General features: G+C 40.7%; 18 protein-coding genes and 1 other annotated feature. Of the genes, 1 reads left to right on the plus strand and 17 read right to left on the minus strand.

Features of this window, described 5'->3' with window-relative positions:
- Position 1: 1 nt before the first annotated feature.
- From EO115_RS04115 to EO115_RS04195, 17 genes are all read right to left on the minus strand, one after another.
- Entirely contained in the window at positions 2–496 is a 495-nt protein-coding gene (locus EO115_RS04115) for a 3-isopropylmalate dehydratase small subunit (protein ID WP_126937721.1), read from the minus strand.
- 1 nt (position 497) lies between these two features.
- Entirely contained in the window at positions 498–1,763 is a 1,266-nt protein-coding gene (gene leuC / locus EO115_RS04120; RefSeq protein WP_126937722.1) for a 3-isopropylmalate dehydratase large subunit, read from the minus strand.
- A gap of 4 nt (positions 1,764–1,767) precedes the next feature.
- Positions 1,768–3,306 (minus strand): 2-isopropylmalate synthase, encoded by a 1,539-nt coding sequence (locus tag EO115_RS04125; RefSeq protein WP_126937723.1) that lies wholly within the window; start codon positions 3,304–3,306, stop codon positions 1,768–1,770.
- Positions 3,307–3,774: 468 nt separating this feature from the next.
- Positions 3,775–3,975, minus strand: a binding site (T-box leader).
- Positions 3,976–4,080: 105 nt separating this feature from the next.
- A complete protein-coding gene (gene fic / locus EO115_RS04130) occupies positions 4,081–4,686 on the minus strand; it encodes a protein adenylyltransferase Fic (protein ID WP_126937724.1) in 606 nt (201 codons plus the stop codon).
- Between the two features lie 217 nt (positions 4,687–4,903).
- Positions 4,904–6,514, minus strand: coding sequence for a CTP synthase (locus EO115_RS04135; protein WP_126937725.1), 1,611 nt, complete (start codon positions 6,512–6,514; stop codon positions 4,904–4,906).
- 30 nt (positions 6,515–6,544) lie between these two features.
- Positions 6,545–8,209, minus strand: coding sequence for an arginine--tRNA ligase (gene argS / locus EO115_RS04140; RefSeq protein ID WP_126937726.1), 1,665 nt, complete (start codon positions 8,207–8,209; stop codon positions 6,545–6,547).
- The gene (locus EO115_RS04145; RefSeq protein WP_126937727.1) at positions 8,175–8,633 is read right to left on the minus strand and encodes a DUF1934 domain-containing protein; all 459 of its coding nucleotides are present in this window, start codon (positions 8,631–8,633) and stop codon (positions 8,175–8,177) included. Before EO115_RS04145 ends, argS begins: the two co-directional genes overlap by 35 nt.
- Positions 8,634–8,667: 34 nt before the next feature.
- Positions 8,668–8,940, minus strand: a complete 273-nt coding sequence (locus EO115_RS04150) for a GIY-YIG nuclease family protein (RefSeq protein ID WP_126937728.1) — start codon at positions 8,938–8,940, stop codon at positions 8,668–8,670.
- 1 nt (position 8,941) lies between these two features.
- Positions 8,942–9,568 carry a peptidylprolyl isomerase gene (locus EO115_RS04155; RefSeq protein ID WP_126937729.1) on the minus strand — a complete coding sequence of 209 codons (627 nt, stop codon included), beginning with the start codon at positions 9,566–9,568 and terminating at the stop codon, positions 8,942–8,944.
- 106 nt (positions 9,569–9,674) lie between these two features.
- Entirely contained in the window at positions 9,675–10,169 is a 495-nt protein-coding gene (locus tag EO115_RS04160; protein ID WP_126937730.1) for a pyridoxamine 5'-phosphate oxidase family protein, read from the minus strand.
- A gap of 467 nt (positions 10,170–10,636) precedes the next feature.
- The gene (locus EO115_RS04165; protein WP_126937731.1) at positions 10,637–11,302 is read right to left on the minus strand and encodes an energy-coupling factor transporter transmembrane protein EcfT; all 666 of its coding nucleotides are present in this window, start codon (positions 11,300–11,302) and stop codon (positions 10,637–10,639) included.
- Positions 11,303–11,312: 10 nt separating this feature from the next.
- Positions 11,313–12,119, minus strand: a complete 807-nt coding sequence (locus tag EO115_RS04170) for an energy-coupling factor ABC transporter ATP-binding protein (protein WP_126937732.1) — start codon at positions 12,117–12,119, stop codon at positions 11,313–11,315.
- A gap of 1 nt (position 12,120) precedes the next feature.
- Complete coding sequence (locus tag EO115_RS04175; protein ID WP_126937733.1) at positions 12,121–13,587, minus strand: energy-coupling factor ABC transporter ATP-binding protein; 1,467 nt, start codon at positions 13,585–13,587, stop codon at positions 12,121–12,123.
- A gap of 257 nt (positions 13,588–13,844) precedes the next feature.
- Complete coding sequence (locus EO115_RS04180; protein WP_164724051.1) at positions 13,845–14,591, minus strand: ABC transporter ATP-binding protein; 747 nt, start codon at positions 14,589–14,591, stop codon at positions 13,845–13,847.
- Positions 14,591–15,361, minus strand: a complete 771-nt coding sequence (locus tag EO115_RS04185; protein ID WP_126937735.1) for an ABC transporter ATP-binding protein — start codon at positions 15,359–15,361, stop codon at positions 14,591–14,593. The genes EO115_RS04180 and EO115_RS04185 overlap by 1 nt, the downstream gene beginning before the upstream one ends.
- A gap of 55 nt (positions 15,362–15,416) precedes the next feature.
- Entirely contained in the window at positions 15,417–16,226 is an 810-nt protein-coding gene (locus EO115_RS04190; RefSeq protein ID WP_126937736.1) for an ABC transporter permease, read from the minus strand.
- Positions 16,223–17,161 (minus strand): ABC transporter permease, encoded by a 939-nt coding sequence (locus EO115_RS04195; protein WP_126937737.1) that lies wholly within the window; start codon positions 17,159–17,161, stop codon positions 16,223–16,225. The genes EO115_RS04190 and EO115_RS04195 overlap by 4 nt, the downstream gene beginning before the upstream one ends.
- A gap of 232 nt (positions 17,162–17,393) precedes the next feature.
- Between EO115_RS04195 and EO115_RS04200 the strand changes: the two genes are divergently transcribed.
- Complete coding sequence (locus EO115_RS04200) at positions 17,394–18,911, plus strand: ABC transporter substrate-binding protein (RefSeq protein WP_126937738.1); 1,518 nt, start codon at positions 17,394–17,396, stop codon at positions 18,909–18,911.
- Positions 18,912–19,110: the final 199 nt, after the last annotated feature.

Raw genomic sequence — 19,110 nt, forward strand, 5'->3', positions numbered from 1 at the left:
ATTACTCCTGTCTTGTTTTCGCAAAGTTTACAAGTCCACCTGCTTTGGCAATATTTTGCACAAATTGTGGTAAGGCGGTACCTTGATATGTTTCACCAGTCGTCATATTATGGACAACACCTGTGGCCATTTCCACAGCGATTTCGTGACCTTCTTGAATACGGTCCACCGCCTCACCAATTTCGATCACAGGCAAACCGATATTGATAGCATTACGGAAAAAAATGCGAGCAAAGCTATCTGCTACGATGCAAGAAATGCCTTTTTCTTTAATCACTGCTGGCGCATGTTCACGAGAGGAACCACAACCAAAGTTTTTGCCAGCCACCATAATTTCACCAGCTTTCACATTCGGTGCAAATGTAGTATCAATGTCTTCCATAGCATGTCCTGCTAGTTCCGCCATATCCGCTATGGCCAAGTAGCGTGCTGGGATGATTACATCTGTATCTACATTGTCGCCGTAACGCCAAATCGTTCCTTGAAAGTCTGCCATATTATACCTCCTCAGGGCTTGCTAAATACCCTGCTACTGCACTTGCTGCTGCCACATATGGGCTTGCTAAATATACTTCGCTGTCCACGTGTCCCATACGACCACGGAAATTACGGTTTGTGGTGGAAACCGTGCGTTCTCCTTCTGCCATAATTCCCATGTAACCACCTAAGCAAGGACCACATGTTGGCGTACTTACAGCACAGCCTGCTTCGATGAAGATATCCATTAAGCCTGCTTTCACAGCTTGGTTATATACATCTTGGGACCCTGGGATCACGATACAACGCACGAAGTCCGCTACCTTGCGACCTTTAAAAATTTCTGCACACATTTCTAAATCTTCAAAGCGTCCATTCGTACAAGAACCGATGATAACTTGGTCGATTTGAATGCGGTCTTCTTTCACAATATCTTTCATGTAATGCGTATTGGAAGGAAGATGTGGATACGCCACTACTGGTGTTAATTCGTCTAATTGGATGGTCACTACTTGGCAATATTCTGCATCTTCGTCTGCTGCAATCGGTTCAATAGGACGTGTAATGCGACCTTGGATATACTCCTCTGTCACTGCATCGTATGGGAATACACCACATTTACCGCCCGCTTCGATAGCCATGTTACAGATGGTCAAACGGTCTGCCATTGTCATATATTGCACACCAGAACCATGGAACTCAAGAGCTTTGTAACGAGCGCCATCCACACCAATTTTACCGATTAAGTCCAACACAATATCTTTACCAGAAATCCATTTCGCTGGTTTTCCTTCTAACACAACTTTGATCGTTTCTGGCACTTTGAACCAAGTTTTACCTTCTGCCATAGCAACCCCAGCATCTGTAGAACCAACTCCTGTAGCAAAGGCATTCAACGCACCATAGGTACAAGTGTGAGAGTCCGCGCCAATGATCATTTCCCCTGGTCCAATCAAACCTTGTTCTGGCAACAATACGTGCTCAATGCCCATACGGCCTACTTCAAAATAGTGCGTAATCTTATGTTGTCGTACGAAATCGCGCATCACTTTGGCTTGCGTAGCAGATTTAATATCCTTATTCGGTGTGAAATGATCCGGTACTAAGTAGATGCGGTCTGCATCGAATACAGGTTTACCGATTTTTTCAAACTCTTTTTTCGCTGGCGGAAATGTAATATCGTTCATCAAAATGAAATCTAATTGACACTCGATCATTTGACCTGCTTTTACTTCTGCTAGCCCTGCGTGACGAGCCATATTTTTTTCTGTTATGGTCATACCCATGACATTAACCCTCCTGGTTTCCAAACTCTTGTTCTAACTCTTTTGCTAAATAAATAGCGTTTACTGCATTAATATAAGCATTTACACTAGATTTTACAATATCTGTGCTCACCCCACGGCCTTGGAATCTGCGGCCATTATAATTGACTTTTACAACCGCCTCACCAAGGGCATCCTTACCCACTGTTACGGACCGAATTTGGAAATCTTCCAACACAAATGGTGTATTCACTAATCGTTCGATGGCTCTGAAAGAAGCATCTACTGGGCCATCACCGACAGCGGCGTCCATGCGTTCCCCACTCGGTGTTAATACACGAATGCTAGCAAGAACGTATCCATTTTGATCGGAATGGTAATCGTGTTGTACTACGTGGAATGCCTGCTCGTGATGCATAGTATCCATCACCAAGGCATAAATATCTTCATCGTAAACTTGTTTTTTCTTATCTGCTAAGGCTTTAAATTGCACGAACAACTCATTCACTCGTTCTTCTTCTAACTGAAAGCCTAGATTCACTAGATGATCTTCAAAGGCATGACGTCCAGAATGTTTACCCAGTACGATGGACGTTTTTTCTGCCCCTACACTAGCCGGTGTCATAATTTCATAGGTAGTTGGATTGTTCAACATACCATGTTGATGAATGCCAGACTCATGCGCGAAGGCATTAGCACCTACGATGGCTTTATTAGGAGATACGGCAACACCACAAAGTTTGCTCACCAATTTGCTAGTACGTGTAAACAAAGGTGTATCGATATGAACATCGAATGGATAGTGGTCATGACGAGTTTTGATGGTCATCACGACTTCTTCAATCGCCACATTACCAGCTCGTTCGCCTAAACCATTCATAGTACATTCCACTTGACGAGCCCCAGCTTCAATAGCTGCCAACGTGTTCGCATTCGCAAGACCTAAGTCATTGTGACAATGTACACTGATGATTGCCTTTTCAATGCCTTTCGTATGCTCTTTGATGTAGCGAATACGATTGCCAAATTCTTCTGGCGTCATGTACCCTACTGTATCTGGTACATTCAAGATAGAAGCTCCACCTTCGATAGCCACTTCAAAGACACGGCATAGATAATCTAGATCTGTACGAGATGCATCTTCTGCGGAGAACTCGATTTCATCGAATTTACCTTTCGCAAACTCAAGGATATGTTTCACAATCTCTAACACTTCTTCACGAGTTTTTTTCAATTTATATTCTAGATGAATATCGCTAGTAGCGATAAACACATGTAGACGACTGCGCTCTGCTCCTGCAAGTGCTTCTGCCGCTTTTGTCACATCATTCTCATTGGATCGAGCAAGGGCTGCGATAGTACATCCACGCACTTCTCTAGCAATCGTAGCTACTGCTTCAAAGTCACCTTCCGATGCAGCTGGGAACCCAGCTTCGATGACATCTAATCCAAGGCGCACAAGAGCTTGTGCAATTTCTACTTTTTCTGGTGTTTGAAGGGAAACACCTGGAGTTTGCTCCCCATCGCGAAGTGTAGTATCAAAAAAATAAATTCTGTTGTCCATGATTGTTCCTCTTTCTGATTAATCTATATCTGTTCATGTTTCTATTCTAACGAATGATTCTAAGAAAACTGAATATGTGGCCTCCATATCTCACCTTTGATAAAATCATTCCTATGGTGGTTTTGAGTACGTGACGCTGAAATTGCTTTCAGAGAATAGAAAAACGCCCCCAGAGATGACAATGCATCCCTAGGGGCGTTATATGTAACGTATTGGTTTCATAGAGGTTTTTACATTTTACATACTATAGTTCTAGTAGTACTACATCACAGATTTTTCTCTATCTTTTGTAGCGGTTCGTTCACAACCAACTGCATATTCTCCTGCTAGTAAACTATGCTTACAACTATCAGAACATTCTAATAGAGTCTACTTGTACTGTATACCTAATACAGATCTCATCGTAAAATGTAAGAACTTCACTGATTAACCTATGATACAAAAAAGCCCCTCAATGTGCCATGCACATCAAGGGGCATTATCATTTCAATAACACGGTCCCACCCTAGTTGGTTCTCACAGTTATAACGGAACTACCGTCGATGACTACTTGGTTTCACCATCGCTGCTCACAGGGGAGTTTCAATATAACCGTTCTACTACTTCGCACCAACCAGTAGCTCTCTGAAAGCAACTAACTATATCTTTATACCTGTTCATCGCATTTACTTTATATAACTGAAGACTATTCTATAGTATTTCGAGTCGCTTGTCAATAGACTCATGTGTTTTTTATTTTTATATATACACAATACAAATAGATTCTACTATATCTTACAATTCTTCCGCTTTATACTCAGTATATCCTTCATAGTAATAACTATGGTCAATGCCCTTCATATATACCGTTCTATCATCTATCCGATCCGTTAAGGCACTTTTTAAGAGATACTTGATTTCAATATCTTTAATAGGGCTTCGTTCCATAGCTAGTAAATAATCGTCTTTATCTACTAAACTCCAATCTACAACGAGATGTAGTTCTTGTTTCAGTATTAGGTCTAGCCAGATTCTCGCACTTCTTCCATTGCCTTCTCTGAAAGGATGTGCTACGTTCATCTCCACATATTTTTCAATAATTTCATCAAATGTAGACTGTGGCATGTTCTCTATACTTTCAAGAGCAGCCTGTAAATACATAACAGGCGCAAATCTGAAATTACCTTTTGCTATATTTACAGACCTAACTTTTCCTGCAAAGTCATAGATACCTTCAAATAAATATCTGTGTATCGCAGCTAATTGCGCAAAAGAACCTATAGGATACTTCTCTAATACAGTAGTATCAAACAGATCTAAAGCTTTCTTCTTACTAATCCGCTCTTCCTCTCTAGCAAGTTCTACAGAGTTAGTGATTCCCAACTTATTTTGCAATACCATACCATCACCACCTTCTAGCACAAAATATACAGACGCCTCTAATATTCATCATTTTTATAAAAATCTTCTAAGATATATATTGTCACTAGTTCTATAATCAAGTTATATACATCGTATATTTCAACAAGATCATCGTCATCTATTCATACAAAAGGACTGCACCCAGAATCTATTATATTCTGTTGCAGTCCTTTCTATGTTACATACCCACTATATCTTATTTTTTATTTTCAATGGCCGCTTTCACGAATCCTTTGAACAATGGATGTGCATTGTTTGGACGGGATTTCAATTCTGGATGGAATTGTACCCCCACGAACCAAGGGTGATCAGCTACTTCAACGCATTCTACTAGACGATTATCAGGGGATGTGCCAGAGATAATCAAACCTGCATCTGTCAATTGTTGACGATAGGCATTGTTGAACTCCCAACGATGACGATGGCGTTCGTAAATCAAGTCTTCGCCATATGCTTCATGTACTTTTGTACCAGGTACTGTTTTACATGGGTATACGCCAAGACGCATTGTACCGCCTTTTTCGTCCACATCTACTTGATCATCCATTAAGTCGATCACAGGGAACTGGCAGCTTTCATCAAATTCTGTAGAAGTAGCGCCATTCATATCCAATACGGAACGAGCAAATTCCATCACAGATGTTTGCATGCCCAAGCAAATGCCAAGGAACGGCACTTTGTGCTCACGAGCATATTGGATCGTAGAAATTTTACCTTCTACACCACGGCAACCGAAACCACCTGGTACCAAGATACCGTCCACATCTTTATATACTTCCGCTAGGTCTGTACCTTCTGCTTCTACTGCTTCAGAGTCAACCCATTTAATGTTCACTTTTGTATCTTCTACGATACCTGCATGGCCCAATGCTTCTGCTACAGAAATATACGCATCATGTAATGCTACGTATTTACCAACGAGAGCGATAGTAATTTCTTGTTTAGGATGTAAGATTTTATGGACCATTTCTTTCCATTCTGTCATGTCTACAGGACGGTCTTCTAGGTTCAATTTACGCACCACAATGCTATCCAATCCTTCATCTTGCATCATCAAAGGCACTTCATAGATAGTACTGCAAGTACGGTTTTCCACGATAGCATCTGGATCCACGTCACAGAATAATGCCAACTTATCTTTCATGTCACGAGAAATTTCTTTTTCCGTACGGCATACGATAATATCTGGTTGAATGCCAATACCACGAAGTTCTTTTACACTGTGTTGTGTTGGTTTTGTTTTCAACTCACCAGCTGCACTGATATATGGTACTAAAGTAACGTGGATATATAGCACATCATCACGGTTCACTTCTTTTTTCACTTGGCGGATAGCTTCCAAAAATGGCAAGCTTTCAATATCCCCAACAGTACCACCGATTTCTGTGATCACCACGTCTGCATTATCTTCTTTACCTACGCGGAATACAGCATTTTTGATTTCATTCGTAATGTGAGGGATAACTTGCACAGTAGATCCAAGATATTCACCTTTACGTTCTTTATTGATGACAGACCAATACACTTTACCAGCAGTAATATTGGATGTTTTACCTAAGTTAATGTCGATGAAACGTTCATAGTGGCCTAAATCTAAGTCAGTTTCTGCACCGTCGTCAGTAACGAACACTTCACCATGTTGATAGGGACTCATTGTACCTGGGTCAATATTGATATATGGGTCAAATTTTTGAATTGTCACCTTATATCCACGGTTTTTCAACAAACGTCCCAAGGATGCTGCAGTAATGCCTTTACCTAATGATGATACGACGCCACCTGTTACGAAAATATACTTTGTTGACATGATGCCTCCCTAATAATTATATGCTTCTGATTACATTTTTTCAGGAGCGGAAATACCTAAGATACCAAGACCATGTTGTAATACATGTGCCGTTGCTGTAATCAAGCCTAAGCGCGCTTGTTGCAATTCTGAATCAACGCCCATGATACGACCTTGTTTATAGAAAGAATGGAATAGACTTGCTAGATCGTACAAGTACTTCGCTATACGATGTGGAGCTTTATTATTAGCAGATAACTGAATTTCTTCTGGATAGGCTGCTAATTTTTTAATCAATTCCACTTCTTGTTCGCTTTGTAATGCTGTGAAAGATGTATTTGCCCAGTCACCATAGGCAATACCCGCTTCTTTTACTTGCCCAAAAATACTATGAATACGAGCATGTGCATACTGGATGTAGTACACTGGATTGTCGTTAGATTTAGAAGATGCCAAGTTGATATCGAAGTCCAATTGGCTATCTAAGGAACGCATCAAGAAGAAGTATCTTGCTGCATCTACCCCTACGTCTTCAATCAATTCATCCAACGTAATCGTTTCACCAGTACGTTTAGACATTTTTACAAGTTCTCCATCACGGTATAAGAATACCATTTGTAACAACAGAACTTCTAATTTATCTGGATTGAAGCCAAGTGCTTCCATAGCTGCTTTTACACGGGCAATATAACCATGATGATCAGCACCCCAAATGTTGATTAATTGTTTATAACCACGTTCGTATTTATCTTTGTGGTACGCAATATCTGCCGCTAAGTATGTAGGCTCTCCATTGTCACGGATAACCACACGGTCTTTGTCATCGCCATATTGCATAGATGCCAACCAGTAAGCGCCATCTTTTTCATACATTCCACCAGATTCTAATAACTGATTCACTAATGTGCGAATTTCACCGCTTTTATGCAAGCTGCGTTCGCTAAACCAACGATCAAAGCCTACTCGGAAATTACGCAATGTTTTACGTAAACCATTTAATTTTTCTGTTAAGGCAAATTCTTTAAAGAATGGAACACGCTCTTCTTCTGGCAATGCAGCGAAGAAGTCACCTCTCCAATTGATCAATTCTTGCGCTGTATCAATGATATCTTGTCCACGATAGCCAGACTCTGGGAACTCGTGTTTCATATCTAATAACTCTAAATAACGAGCATTTACAGAGGCCGCTAAATTATCGATTTGTTTACCTGCATCATTGATATAGTACTCAGCAAATACATTATATCCTGCGGCACGCATCAAATTCACCAAAGCACTACCGTAAGCAGCACCACGGCCATGACCTACGTGCAACAAACCTGTTGGGTTCGCACTGACATACTCAATTTGCACTGTATCTTCTTCACGAAGTGGCGCATTACCATACGATTCACCAGTCGTTAAGATATTTTTTAAAGTATCATAAATCACATCAGAAGCTAAGAAGAAATTGATAAATCCCGCTCCTGCCACTTCTGCACGTTCTAACCAATCATACTTCATATGAGAAATGATGATGTCAGCAATCGCACGTGGATTGGATTTTGCCACTCTAGCAGATTGCATCGCAATATTCGTAGAAAAATCACCGAACTCTTTTTGTGGTGGTACTTCTAATTGTGCCTCTGGATAGATTCCTTCAGGTAATTCGCCTTGTTCCAATGCTATCTGTAAAGCATCCTTAATGGCTGCTTTCAAAACTTCTTTCATGTCCATAATGTATATCCTCCCGAATCTCTACATACAATTGGTTATAGAATTGCCACTCCCCACCAACTGATATATCATATCCTAACAGAACATGGCCCTCGCCATCTTCTAAGTCTATTTCTAATTCATGTGTTAACATCGCTAACTCAACGGCACCATATGGTGTTTCTAGACTCGCCACATTCGTCTTGCCTAATTGGTATTCATGGCGCATAGAAAACTCTCCGGTCCGTAAAAGAACTACAGAATCTTTATACACCTTAATCGTCGTTTTCGTATTACCTAACCCAGTCACTTCACTTTCATCATAGATAATATGCTTGGCTAGCACCGTTTCATAATACTTACCAGAGGATACTAATTCCACCACCGTATCTTCTCCATCCGCATCACGTTGCGTACTCTTCACAGACACAATCACTCGTTTCATTAGCATACCTCCTCTCGTATACACATTATTTGTATCATTTAATTATATCACAATTTGCTGCAATGAGGGCGTCTTTTTGAGACCGTTCCATGCGTTTCACATGCTGCTCCATAGACTGGGCATCTTGCTTTCTTGTAAAAGCCGTACTCCACACTAGTGTCACTGGTCGTCGGCCTCTCGTATATTTCGCACCGCCTTTAATTTCGCCATTATGAGCTCGTATCCGCTTCTCTAAATCCGTCGTCCATCCTGTATAAAGAGAGCCATCTGCACACCGAACCATATAGGTGTAAAATTTTTCATCCATCTTACTCACCAGCTGGAATAGGGGCTAGTTCAACAGATTGGATCACCACAGGTTCTTTCGGAGCATCACGTTTATCTCTTGGCACTCGGCTAATCGCCTCTACTACATCCATCCCTTGTACTACAGTACCGAAGATCGTATGCTTATTATCCAACCACGGTGTAGGAGCTACGGTAATAAAAAACTGTGCATTTCCCGTATTAGGACCAGCATTTGCCATGGCTAGCACGCCCATTTTATTAAAGTGCAAATCATTACTCACTTCATCCGGTATGTTGTACCCTGGTCCCCCTTTTTTATTGTCTCCCCCTTGGATCATAAATCCATCGATGACACGGTGAAAGGTTAAGTTATTATAATACCCTTGTTCAATTAAGCTTTTAAAATTTTTCACTGTAATAGGAGCTTTGCTACCAAATAGGCGTACTTTGATATCACCTTTATTCGTATGCAAAACAGCATACTCATCAGCAATTGGTGTAGCATCAAACTTTGGCATCTTAGCTTCTACCTTTACATCTTTCGTCACATCTGATTTTGCTTGCTCAGCTGCATCAGTCCCACAAGCAGCGGTCACCACTAACGTGGCCCCTAAGACAGCACTTAGCAAGATACGTTGTATATTCATTAGTTGTCTCCATTTCTAAAATAAAAACCACCGTTAGATGAAACCTCTAACGGCGGTCTTTACTTATTGTATCATACTTGGAGCAGATGTGCAAAACGAATCTACCTTATCTCGCTAAGACTTGGCGAATAAAATAGCCACGTTCTCGCAAAGAACCATTCAAGTAAACAATCGTATTCGATTTTACACGGATCAAGTACAATGCATCATTACGTTCTAATAATTTTTCCATACCAATCTCGTGTAGCACTTTCGCATAGTCTTCATCATCAGGACCTAGCACAGTTGCCACACCTTGAATCTGAACACTTTTTGCCGTACCTGGACCCTCATAAGGATCAAACACAGTAAGTGATACATTTTTATCCTCTTCTAAGTGAAAGAACTTCTCACCACCTTCAGAAAAAATATCAATGTATCCACCATGTACAGTATACGATAAAGGAGTGCAACGTACACCTGTTTCACTATGTGTCGCTAACGCACAAGTATGATGTGCTTTCAAAAAGTCAACAATCTCAACATGCAATTCACGTGGGTCCATCTTTCTTGCAGTTGTATCCTTCTCTGTCCAAAAAGAAGCTGCCACTTTATAATCCATGAGTTCTCCTTTCAACCCCTGCACGAACTTACCTCATTCTATTATAGCACTAACAGGTATATCCATTTCAAGTACCTCAGAATAAATTTTGAAAATTATTCTTAATAAGCTGTACTCCACCAAAGTAAATTCGATACTTTCGAAGCAAACTAAGCAAAGTGCAAGTTTGCAAACGATACCACCACCCCATCCTGAGGAACGCAGTTACGAGTAGTAGCCTTGTGGTGTTCCGTAACTACCTAAATTACGCAAACGCAAAAGACCGCAACATGCTCCTGAACAAACCTACCATAGGATCAGTTTGAGAAGGAGTATGTTGCGGTCTTCCCTTGCTCTATTTAGTTACAAACGCTACAGGCTACATAACATAATAAGTAACGACCCTACCGTAGGATCAGTTTGTGGAGGAATATGTCGTTCTCTTCCCTTTGCTTGATTTAATTAAGAATGCCACAGGCTACATAGCATTACAAGTGACGAATTACGAGATACGTCACTCCCAACATAACAAAGAACGCCAAATAATCTATTTCACGAAGGCTCACTTTGCGCATAAATGTATGTTGTTGATTTCCAAATCCTCTAAGCTCCAAGGACAACGCCATTGTTTCAGATCTTCCTAAAGATTTCAGCATCAATGGCTGGATAACTGTCATATAGGATTTAATTTTAGTAATCCAGTTGCCCTCCAAAGACATACCTCGACACGCTTGTGCTTCTTGCACGGCTTTACTTTCACGTAAAAAGTCTGGAACAAAGCGTAGGGCCGCTGTAAACATAAACGCATAGGCATACGGGATGCGGCATTGTTGTACAAGAGCCACTGTCAAATCCTGTGTTTTTGTAGTTACAATGAGCATCATAAAAATCGTAGTCATCGTCAACATGCGCAATGCTGTCACAATCGCAGAATCCATAGACCAGCTACCCAAATACTGTACGATACCTAAAAAGGCAGAAAATCCGATCAAAGCAAATAAAGCTTTCCATTGACGGAATAGAATGCCACCGATAAGCATCAATAGCAACTCTACACCGAATAATGCTAAGAGTAATTCTGGAGTTTTCATAGCAATCGCTAAGATGGACACGAAGATAGTAGCCCAAATTTTTGTTAATGGTACAAATGTCATCGGTCTCCTCCTAACCTTTCACATACTCTGCATAACGCAATTCAAATTCTTTCATCGATTTACAATACCCTAGGCCTGGTACTGTTTCACTAAGCACCACGCTCGGTGGTTTCGTCAATCCCAGTTCCAATAAATCTTCACGGGTTGTAAATAGCTCTTCTGGTGAACCATCAAAGGCTTTTGTTCCATACCCCATAATGATCACGCGGGTGGAATATTCTGCCATAATTTCCATGTCATGTGTAATTAATAGTATGGTCAATCCTTGTTGTTGCAACTCTTGTAACAATGCCAACAATCCTTTTGTTTCTGTTCCATCTTGACCGCTCGTAGGCTCATCAAGAATCAACAATTTCGATTGCATCGCCAAGGCGGAAGCGATAGCTACCCGTTGCTTTTCTCCGCGGCGTAAGCCTAATGGATAGGATTCTGCTAAATGGGAAATGCCTACTCGGTCTAACGCATCTTTTACAATACTTCGTACAGTTTCTTTATCATATCCTAATTGTTCTGGTCCAAATGCTACTTCTTCTGCCACAGTTTGACGGAACATTTGACGATCTGGTTGTTGGAATACATAGCCGATAAAACGTCCTCTTTCAGAGGTAGGCATATTCGTAATATCTTTCCCATCATAGGAAATCTTACCTTCTGCAGGTGTTTCCAATCCAACTAATAAACGAGTCACTGTGGTTTTACCACAACCATTACGGCCACCTAATGTGATGAACTCTCCATCTCCTATGGTGAAAGTCACATCTTTCATAATGTCTTGTCCTGGTACATAGGAAAAGCGCAAATTTTCAACTGTTAACATATTAGCGTTCTCCTTTCATAAGACTAGACTGAGTAGATGTTAAGGATAACCAAGGTGTGTCTAAGGCAATTTCTTTCGCTGCTAAAGATTTATAGGTCACAAATAAAGATGGTAATGCATCTACGTATGTATTTGTATCATACATATATGACAATACGTCTTCTACAGAACTATCAATTTTCAATGTTCCACCATCGACTAATACCATACGATTTGCATATGGTAATACGGCATGTAAATCGTGGTCGATAACCACCACTGTAATACCATGGTCACGATTCAAGGACCCCACTAAGCGATACAACTCTTCTGTGCCTTCTGGATCTAAAGAGCTAGTAGGTTCATCTAAGACCAAAATAGATGGGTTGACAGCTAACACTGAAGCAATCGCTAACCGTTGACGTTGTCCGCCAGACAAGCTATATACATTACGATCTTCTAAACCTGTTAATCCCACTTGATCCAATACGATAGCCGTACGTTCTTGGATAGCTTCCGCTGTATAGCCACGATTTTCGAGGGCAAAGGCTACTTCTTCTGCCACCGTCATGGTCACTAATTGTGTATCATAGTCAGCCAAGACAATGCCAATATCATCTGCCACATCTGGAATCTCTAATTGTGTCACCGCTTTACCATTGATGAATACCATCCCTTCCATGGTGCCACCATAGAATTTAGGCACTGCCCCCGCCATAGCCATACAGATAGTAGATTTACCACATCCGGCTGGTCCTGTCACAACTAGGAAATCACCTTCATGTACCACTAAGTTAATATCTTTCACAGCATATTCGCTTTGATTGCCATAGCGAAAACTCATATGCTCAATGACGATAGGCGCTTTTACAGAAGGTACAATGCGCAAATCACTATGGTCACTGCTATCTGTCAATTGCTGCCCCTTTGCTGTTTGACGAGCTAACAATTTTTGCGCTGGAATGTACAAGAACGGCGCTACAACAGCATTACAAAGGGCTACCATCAATACCAATGGCCACATCGCATTCCAGTATACATTGCTAGGCAAACCTAAGATTAAATATAAGCATGTGATGAAAGCCCCACCAGAGGCAACGGTACTAACAAAAGCACTTAGAATTGGCATCAAATTGAGCTTACCAATTTTTAAATTGCACATATAATGCACCAATACAGCACATGTGAAAGCTCCCAATGGTTCACTCACAAGGTTGCCATATGGCAATGCCGATTTTGACGTGAATACATTAATCAAGGCTGCTACCAAACCAATGCCTAAACTTTGTCGAAGGGTTGGGCGCGTTAAGTTAATCGCCACGCAATACGTAGCAATGGTCCAGTTTGGCGTGACCCCTGCCACACTTGGCGATACTGCATGCAAAATCGTTCCCAACGCTAGCATGATAGTACTCACCGTTATCCAACGAAACTGACCACCCTGTACATGGGTATAACTCAGTTTCGACACATCTTTGATTTCTTTCATTCGTTCCTCCCTATCATCTTCTATATCACTTGTATCGTATATTCTAAAATACAATTATACTATTTTTTTATAATTCATGCTATTACTAACCCCAACATTTACATTCACTTCCTGTAAGGATTCTTACGATTCACCCTATCACTAAGGCAAATTTTATGTAGATGCAATTGGGTTAAAGCCATACAACACAAAAAAACCGCAACACTTTCTCCACTGAGAAACTATTGCGGTCTTTTTTATGTCATGGTCACAGCCATTTACCCACGGCTAGCTGCCAATAATTGTTTTGTATACGGATGCGTTGCCAATCCCAAGTCTTTTGATGCCAAGGTCTCGACGATAGCACCGTCTTTCATCACAATAATCCGATCGGTAAGCGCTTGTAAAACGCCTAGGTCATGGCTGACGAACACATAGGTAAACGGTTGCTCTTCGTAAACGTTTTGAATCAGTTCGATAACCCGCGCTTGATTGCACACATCGAGGGCACTCGTCGGCTCATCAAATAAGACAAGCTCAGCGCCGACTGCCATCATGCGGGCTAAAGCCAATCGCTGTAACTGGCCTCCGCTCAATTCATGGCGGTATTTCTTCCACACCGATGTATCTAATCCTACCTTTGAAAGCCACCATTCACAGCGCTCTTTCGCCTCTTGTTTTGTGCCTATCCCAAAATTCACGCAAGGCTCTAGCATAAATTCTCCTAATGCCATACGAGGGCTAATGCTGTAAAAGGAGTTTTGGAACATCACTTGCAAGGAACGATAAAGTTCTCTTTCATTTCCTTTCCATTGAGTGGTAGATTTTCCAAACAAAGAAAGGTTCCCCGAAGTTGGCTCTTCTTGCAAGGACAGCAATCGCAATAAGGTACTTTTACCAGATCCACTGCCACCGGCAATACCGATGCGCTCTCGTTCTTGCACGGACAAACTCACATCTTGCAGTGCTGTCACCGTTTCACCTTTGCGGGTATATAGTTTACTGACGCCTTGAACTTCTAGTATCATACTTTCACCTCCTGCAAGGACTGTAAAAGTAATTTCGTATATTCATGTTGCGGATTCGATAAGACCTCCTCTGTCTTGCCGATTTCCACTAACACACCTTCATGCATAATGCCCACCCGATCCGCCAATCTACGGGCTATCTGAATATTGTGTGTGATAAACAGCAACGTATTCTGCAACCGCTGTTGCACCTCTTCTAGGACTTTCACAATATCCTGTTGCACCAATACATCAAGAGCGCTAGTCGGTTCATCTGCAATCAGTAGTTGTGGATGTATGAGTAAACTCATAACGATGGCCACACGTTGTTGCATGCCCCCACTCAATTGAAATGGATAGGACTCAAGTAATGCCTTTCCTCGTGGTAAGGAAACAGCCTCTAGGAGGTTCAAAATATCGCCTTCATCGTAGGCCTTTCCATGGGAGGCTAAGATTACTTTCATCTGCTCTCCAATGCGTTTGAATGGGTTTAAATAATTACCTGGATTTTGATAAATCATGGCTATATGTACACCACGTACATCTTGCCATTCCTTAGGTCCATAAGTGAGCAAGTTATCTCCCCCATAGTGGATGGCTCCCGTTAGGTCTGCTTGTTCTAACAAACCTAAAAAAGCTTTCGCTACAGTAGATTTTCCGGACCCACTTTCACCAATGATGGCAAAGATTTCATTCTGTTTTAACGTGAAAGATACCTCTTTCACGACCTCTACTCCATCGTAAAAGACGGATAAATTATCTACGCTTACTAAATCTGTATTAGTCAATGGTACTATCCTTTGTCATTACATAAGAATCAAATTGGGGCTATTATTTCGCCCTTTACACATGCCTACCATCTTGTAAGGCATCACTAATGTAATTTAATAACACAACAGTGATAAAAATTGCTAACCCTGGATAGATCAACAGCCAAGGCGCTGTTTGCAAGAAATCTCGAGCATTCAGCAAGATAGCACCCCATTCTGGTGTAGGCGGTTGTACGCCAATGCCGATCAAGGAAAAGCTTGCCACCGTAATAATCGTGTCCCCCATATGTTGAATGATGACCAACAATAGAGTTCCTCGAAGATTGGGAATCATGTAGCGACGGATAATGCGCCACAAGGACGCCCCAGACATACGTGCTACAACCACATATTGTGCTTGTTTTTCCAAATTCACCAAATTCCGCGTAATCTTTGCGTATTCTGCCCAATGAGTTAGACACAGTGAAATAATAATATTTTCCACAGACGGCCCCAATATACCGATGCAGGCAATGGCCACGATCATGCTAGGGAACCCTAGTACCATATCGATGCAACGTGATCCCAATTCATCAATATACCAAGGGCTCATACTTAGCAAACCACCGATACAAATGCCAATGATACTGCTAATGGCAATGATGGATATGGCTATGAACAACGAATCTTGTCCGCCCCATAATATCCGTGAAAGTACATCACGCCCCAATTGGTCCGTGCCTAATAAATGCGTTGCACTTATATCTTGTAATCTAGCCCCTAAATTTGTCTCATTAGGGTCAAAGGGAGCTAAGTGAGAACCAAATAGAAAGAGTCCTATCCAAAGTATAGTCAGTAAAATAGCCCCTAAGAGCACCTTATCTTGTTTCCATATACGAATCATGGGCGCCCTCCATATCTTCTTTCAGGATGAAGTAAGTACATCCATATATCCACCGATGTATTGACCACCACATAGACTAGAGAAATCCATACGATATAACTTTGAATCACAACATAATCACGACTAATAATACCATGCACCATGAGTTGGCCCATCCCTTTGACAGAAAATACCGTTTCAATCACTGCAGAACCGCCCAACATAGCCCCGGTCGTAATCCCTAACATGGATAACAGCACAAGGCGCACTTGAGGAATAATGTAATCACGATAGATATATACGGTACGTATACCCATCGTTTTTGCTCCTATCACCGGCAACGATGCATACGCTTGCACCACTGCATTGCGAACACGACGAATATATAAGCCACAAAACCAAATCGCCAAGGTAATACTCGGCAACACGTAAGCACTTAACCCCTTCGTATTTGTCACAGAGAAAATAGGAATCTTCACAGCTAGCGCATATAATAACAACAATCCTACCCAAAATGCTGGTACTGCCAATGCTAGAAAGGATACTATACGCACCACATAATCGATCCAAGTATCTTTATAATGCGCTGCCAGTCCTCCTAAACCTATCGATAGGATACTGCCTAAACCAATGGAAACCGCCACCAAGGATAAGGTCCTTGGTAAAGCACTTTGCAACAAATCTACAACGGGTACATTCAGGAAGATAGACTGCCCAAAATCTCCATGTAACATTTGCCACAACCAACGACCATATTGTATATACCATGGATCATTAAGGCCTAACTCTTGTCGAATTTGTTCCACTAAAGCGGGATCTGGCGTCATACCTTGCAGATAAAACCGTGCCGACACTGGATCTACAGAAGACATTTGCATTAAGAGAAACGTTCCCAATGTGACCGCCAATAATACACCTACCATAGATGCCAATTTATATAATAATACCCGTACCATATCAATCCACCTTTCTTATACACATTCTCTCTTAAAGTATATAGGATAGGGGCTCTCTTTGTAAATATAACAATTTAATTTTATTCCTTATGTATGATTAAATATATAATTACAAAAGCATTTAGCAACTTATACACTTCCAATATATATCCATTTTTATGAGAATCATTGTCTTTTATCTAGGAATACAGTATACTATAGTTAGTCTTTAGTTTTTTTATAAGGAGGATATATGAAAAAATGGGTTGCACTAGCAATGACGCTGTTTGTTGCTATCGGTTTAATTGCTGGCTGTGGTTCTGATGAATCAAGCAAAAATGGCAAGCATTTGAATCTTGGTTTATATTGGTTTGGTGAAACATTGAACCCTACACATGAATGGGATGCGTGGACATTAACACGAATCGGTGCCGGTGAAACGTTGGCAACAGTAAGTTCAGATATGAAATTTGAACCTCAGTTAGCCGATTCCTGGGAAGTGGTGGATCCTTTAACATGGAAATTCCATATTCGAGAAAATGTAAAATTCCATAATGGTTCTATGATGACACCTGAGGCGGTAAAAGCATCTATTGAACGTACAATCGCTGAGAGCAAGCGTTCCAAAGAAGCTGTAAAGATAGACTCTATTACAGTGGATGGTCAAAATCTAATTATTAAAACAACAGAACCAAATGTTGATTTACTAGCTAGTTTAACTGAGCCTGCTTTTGTCATTGTAGATGTACAAGATACAACAGATATGGATAATGCGCCAATTTTGACTGGCCCTTACAAAATTGTAAAACATACAAAAAAAGAAGAAATTCAGTTGGATCAGTTCAAAGAATACTGGGGTGGAACACCTGCTTTAGATTCTTTAACAGTTAAAGATCTAGAAGATAATAATAAACGTGCTATGGCTCTACAGTCTAAAGATGTAGATATGATCCAAAAAGTAGATAGTGCTAATCGAAGTTTATTTGAAAAGGGTGATTATAACATCATTGAGACCGCAGGGGTTCGCACATATATGCTACAGTTGAATGTCCGTGAAGGCAATGTATTATCAAATCCAACCGTACGAGCAGCTGTCGCAAATATGATCGATTATGATGCATTAGCAAAAGTAATCGGTAATGGTGCCGTTACTGGAGGTGCGCCATTCCCTCCAACAGCCAACCTAGGCTTTGACGAACTAAAAAATAAACAACATAAAGATTTAGCTAAAGCAGATGAATTACTAAAACAAGCTGGTTACACAAAACAAGGTGCTACCTACATGAAAGATGGCAAACCATTACACTTAGTGTTAGCTCTTTTTGGTAAAGATAGTAGCGTTTACGAAAAACTTCAAGACGATTTAAAACAAGCTGGTGTTGAAGTCGAATTAAAACGTGTACAGGGTCCTGATGAATTACTAACTTTAGCTCCTAATGGTTTTGATATGGGAGAAACAAACTGGGTAACAATGTCCACAAATGATCCATATTGGTTCCTTAGCCTAGCTTTCAAAACTGGTGCCAAATCCAATCGTGGCGACTATTCGAATCCGAAGGTTGATGAGTTAATTAGTAAAATGACAACCACATTTAACGAAGAAGAACGCACAGCGATTGTCAAAGATATTCAAAATGTGTTGCTAGAAGATAGCGCTGGTTATTTCTTATACTATCCAAGTGCCAATGTAGTAACAACAAAACGAGTAAAAAATGTAAAAGTATTCCCTATTGACTACTATGTGATTACAAAAGACACCACCGTAGAATAAAGGTATGCTATATTCAGTTTCTTTCCTATAAGAACTGTATAAAATGTAACTATAAAAATAAAAAGAAACATAAGTGAGATACATGATATATAACTGATTTCAGGTATAACAAAGTAGCCTCACTTATGTTTCTTTTTTTATAGTTTTACTTTTCTCATCAAAATATCATATCTTTATGACGTAACAATGGTGTTAGATC

Source organism: Veillonella sp. CHU740, assembly GCF_003992055.1.
Lineage (GTDB): Bacteria > Bacillota > Negativicutes > Veillonellales > Veillonellaceae > F0422.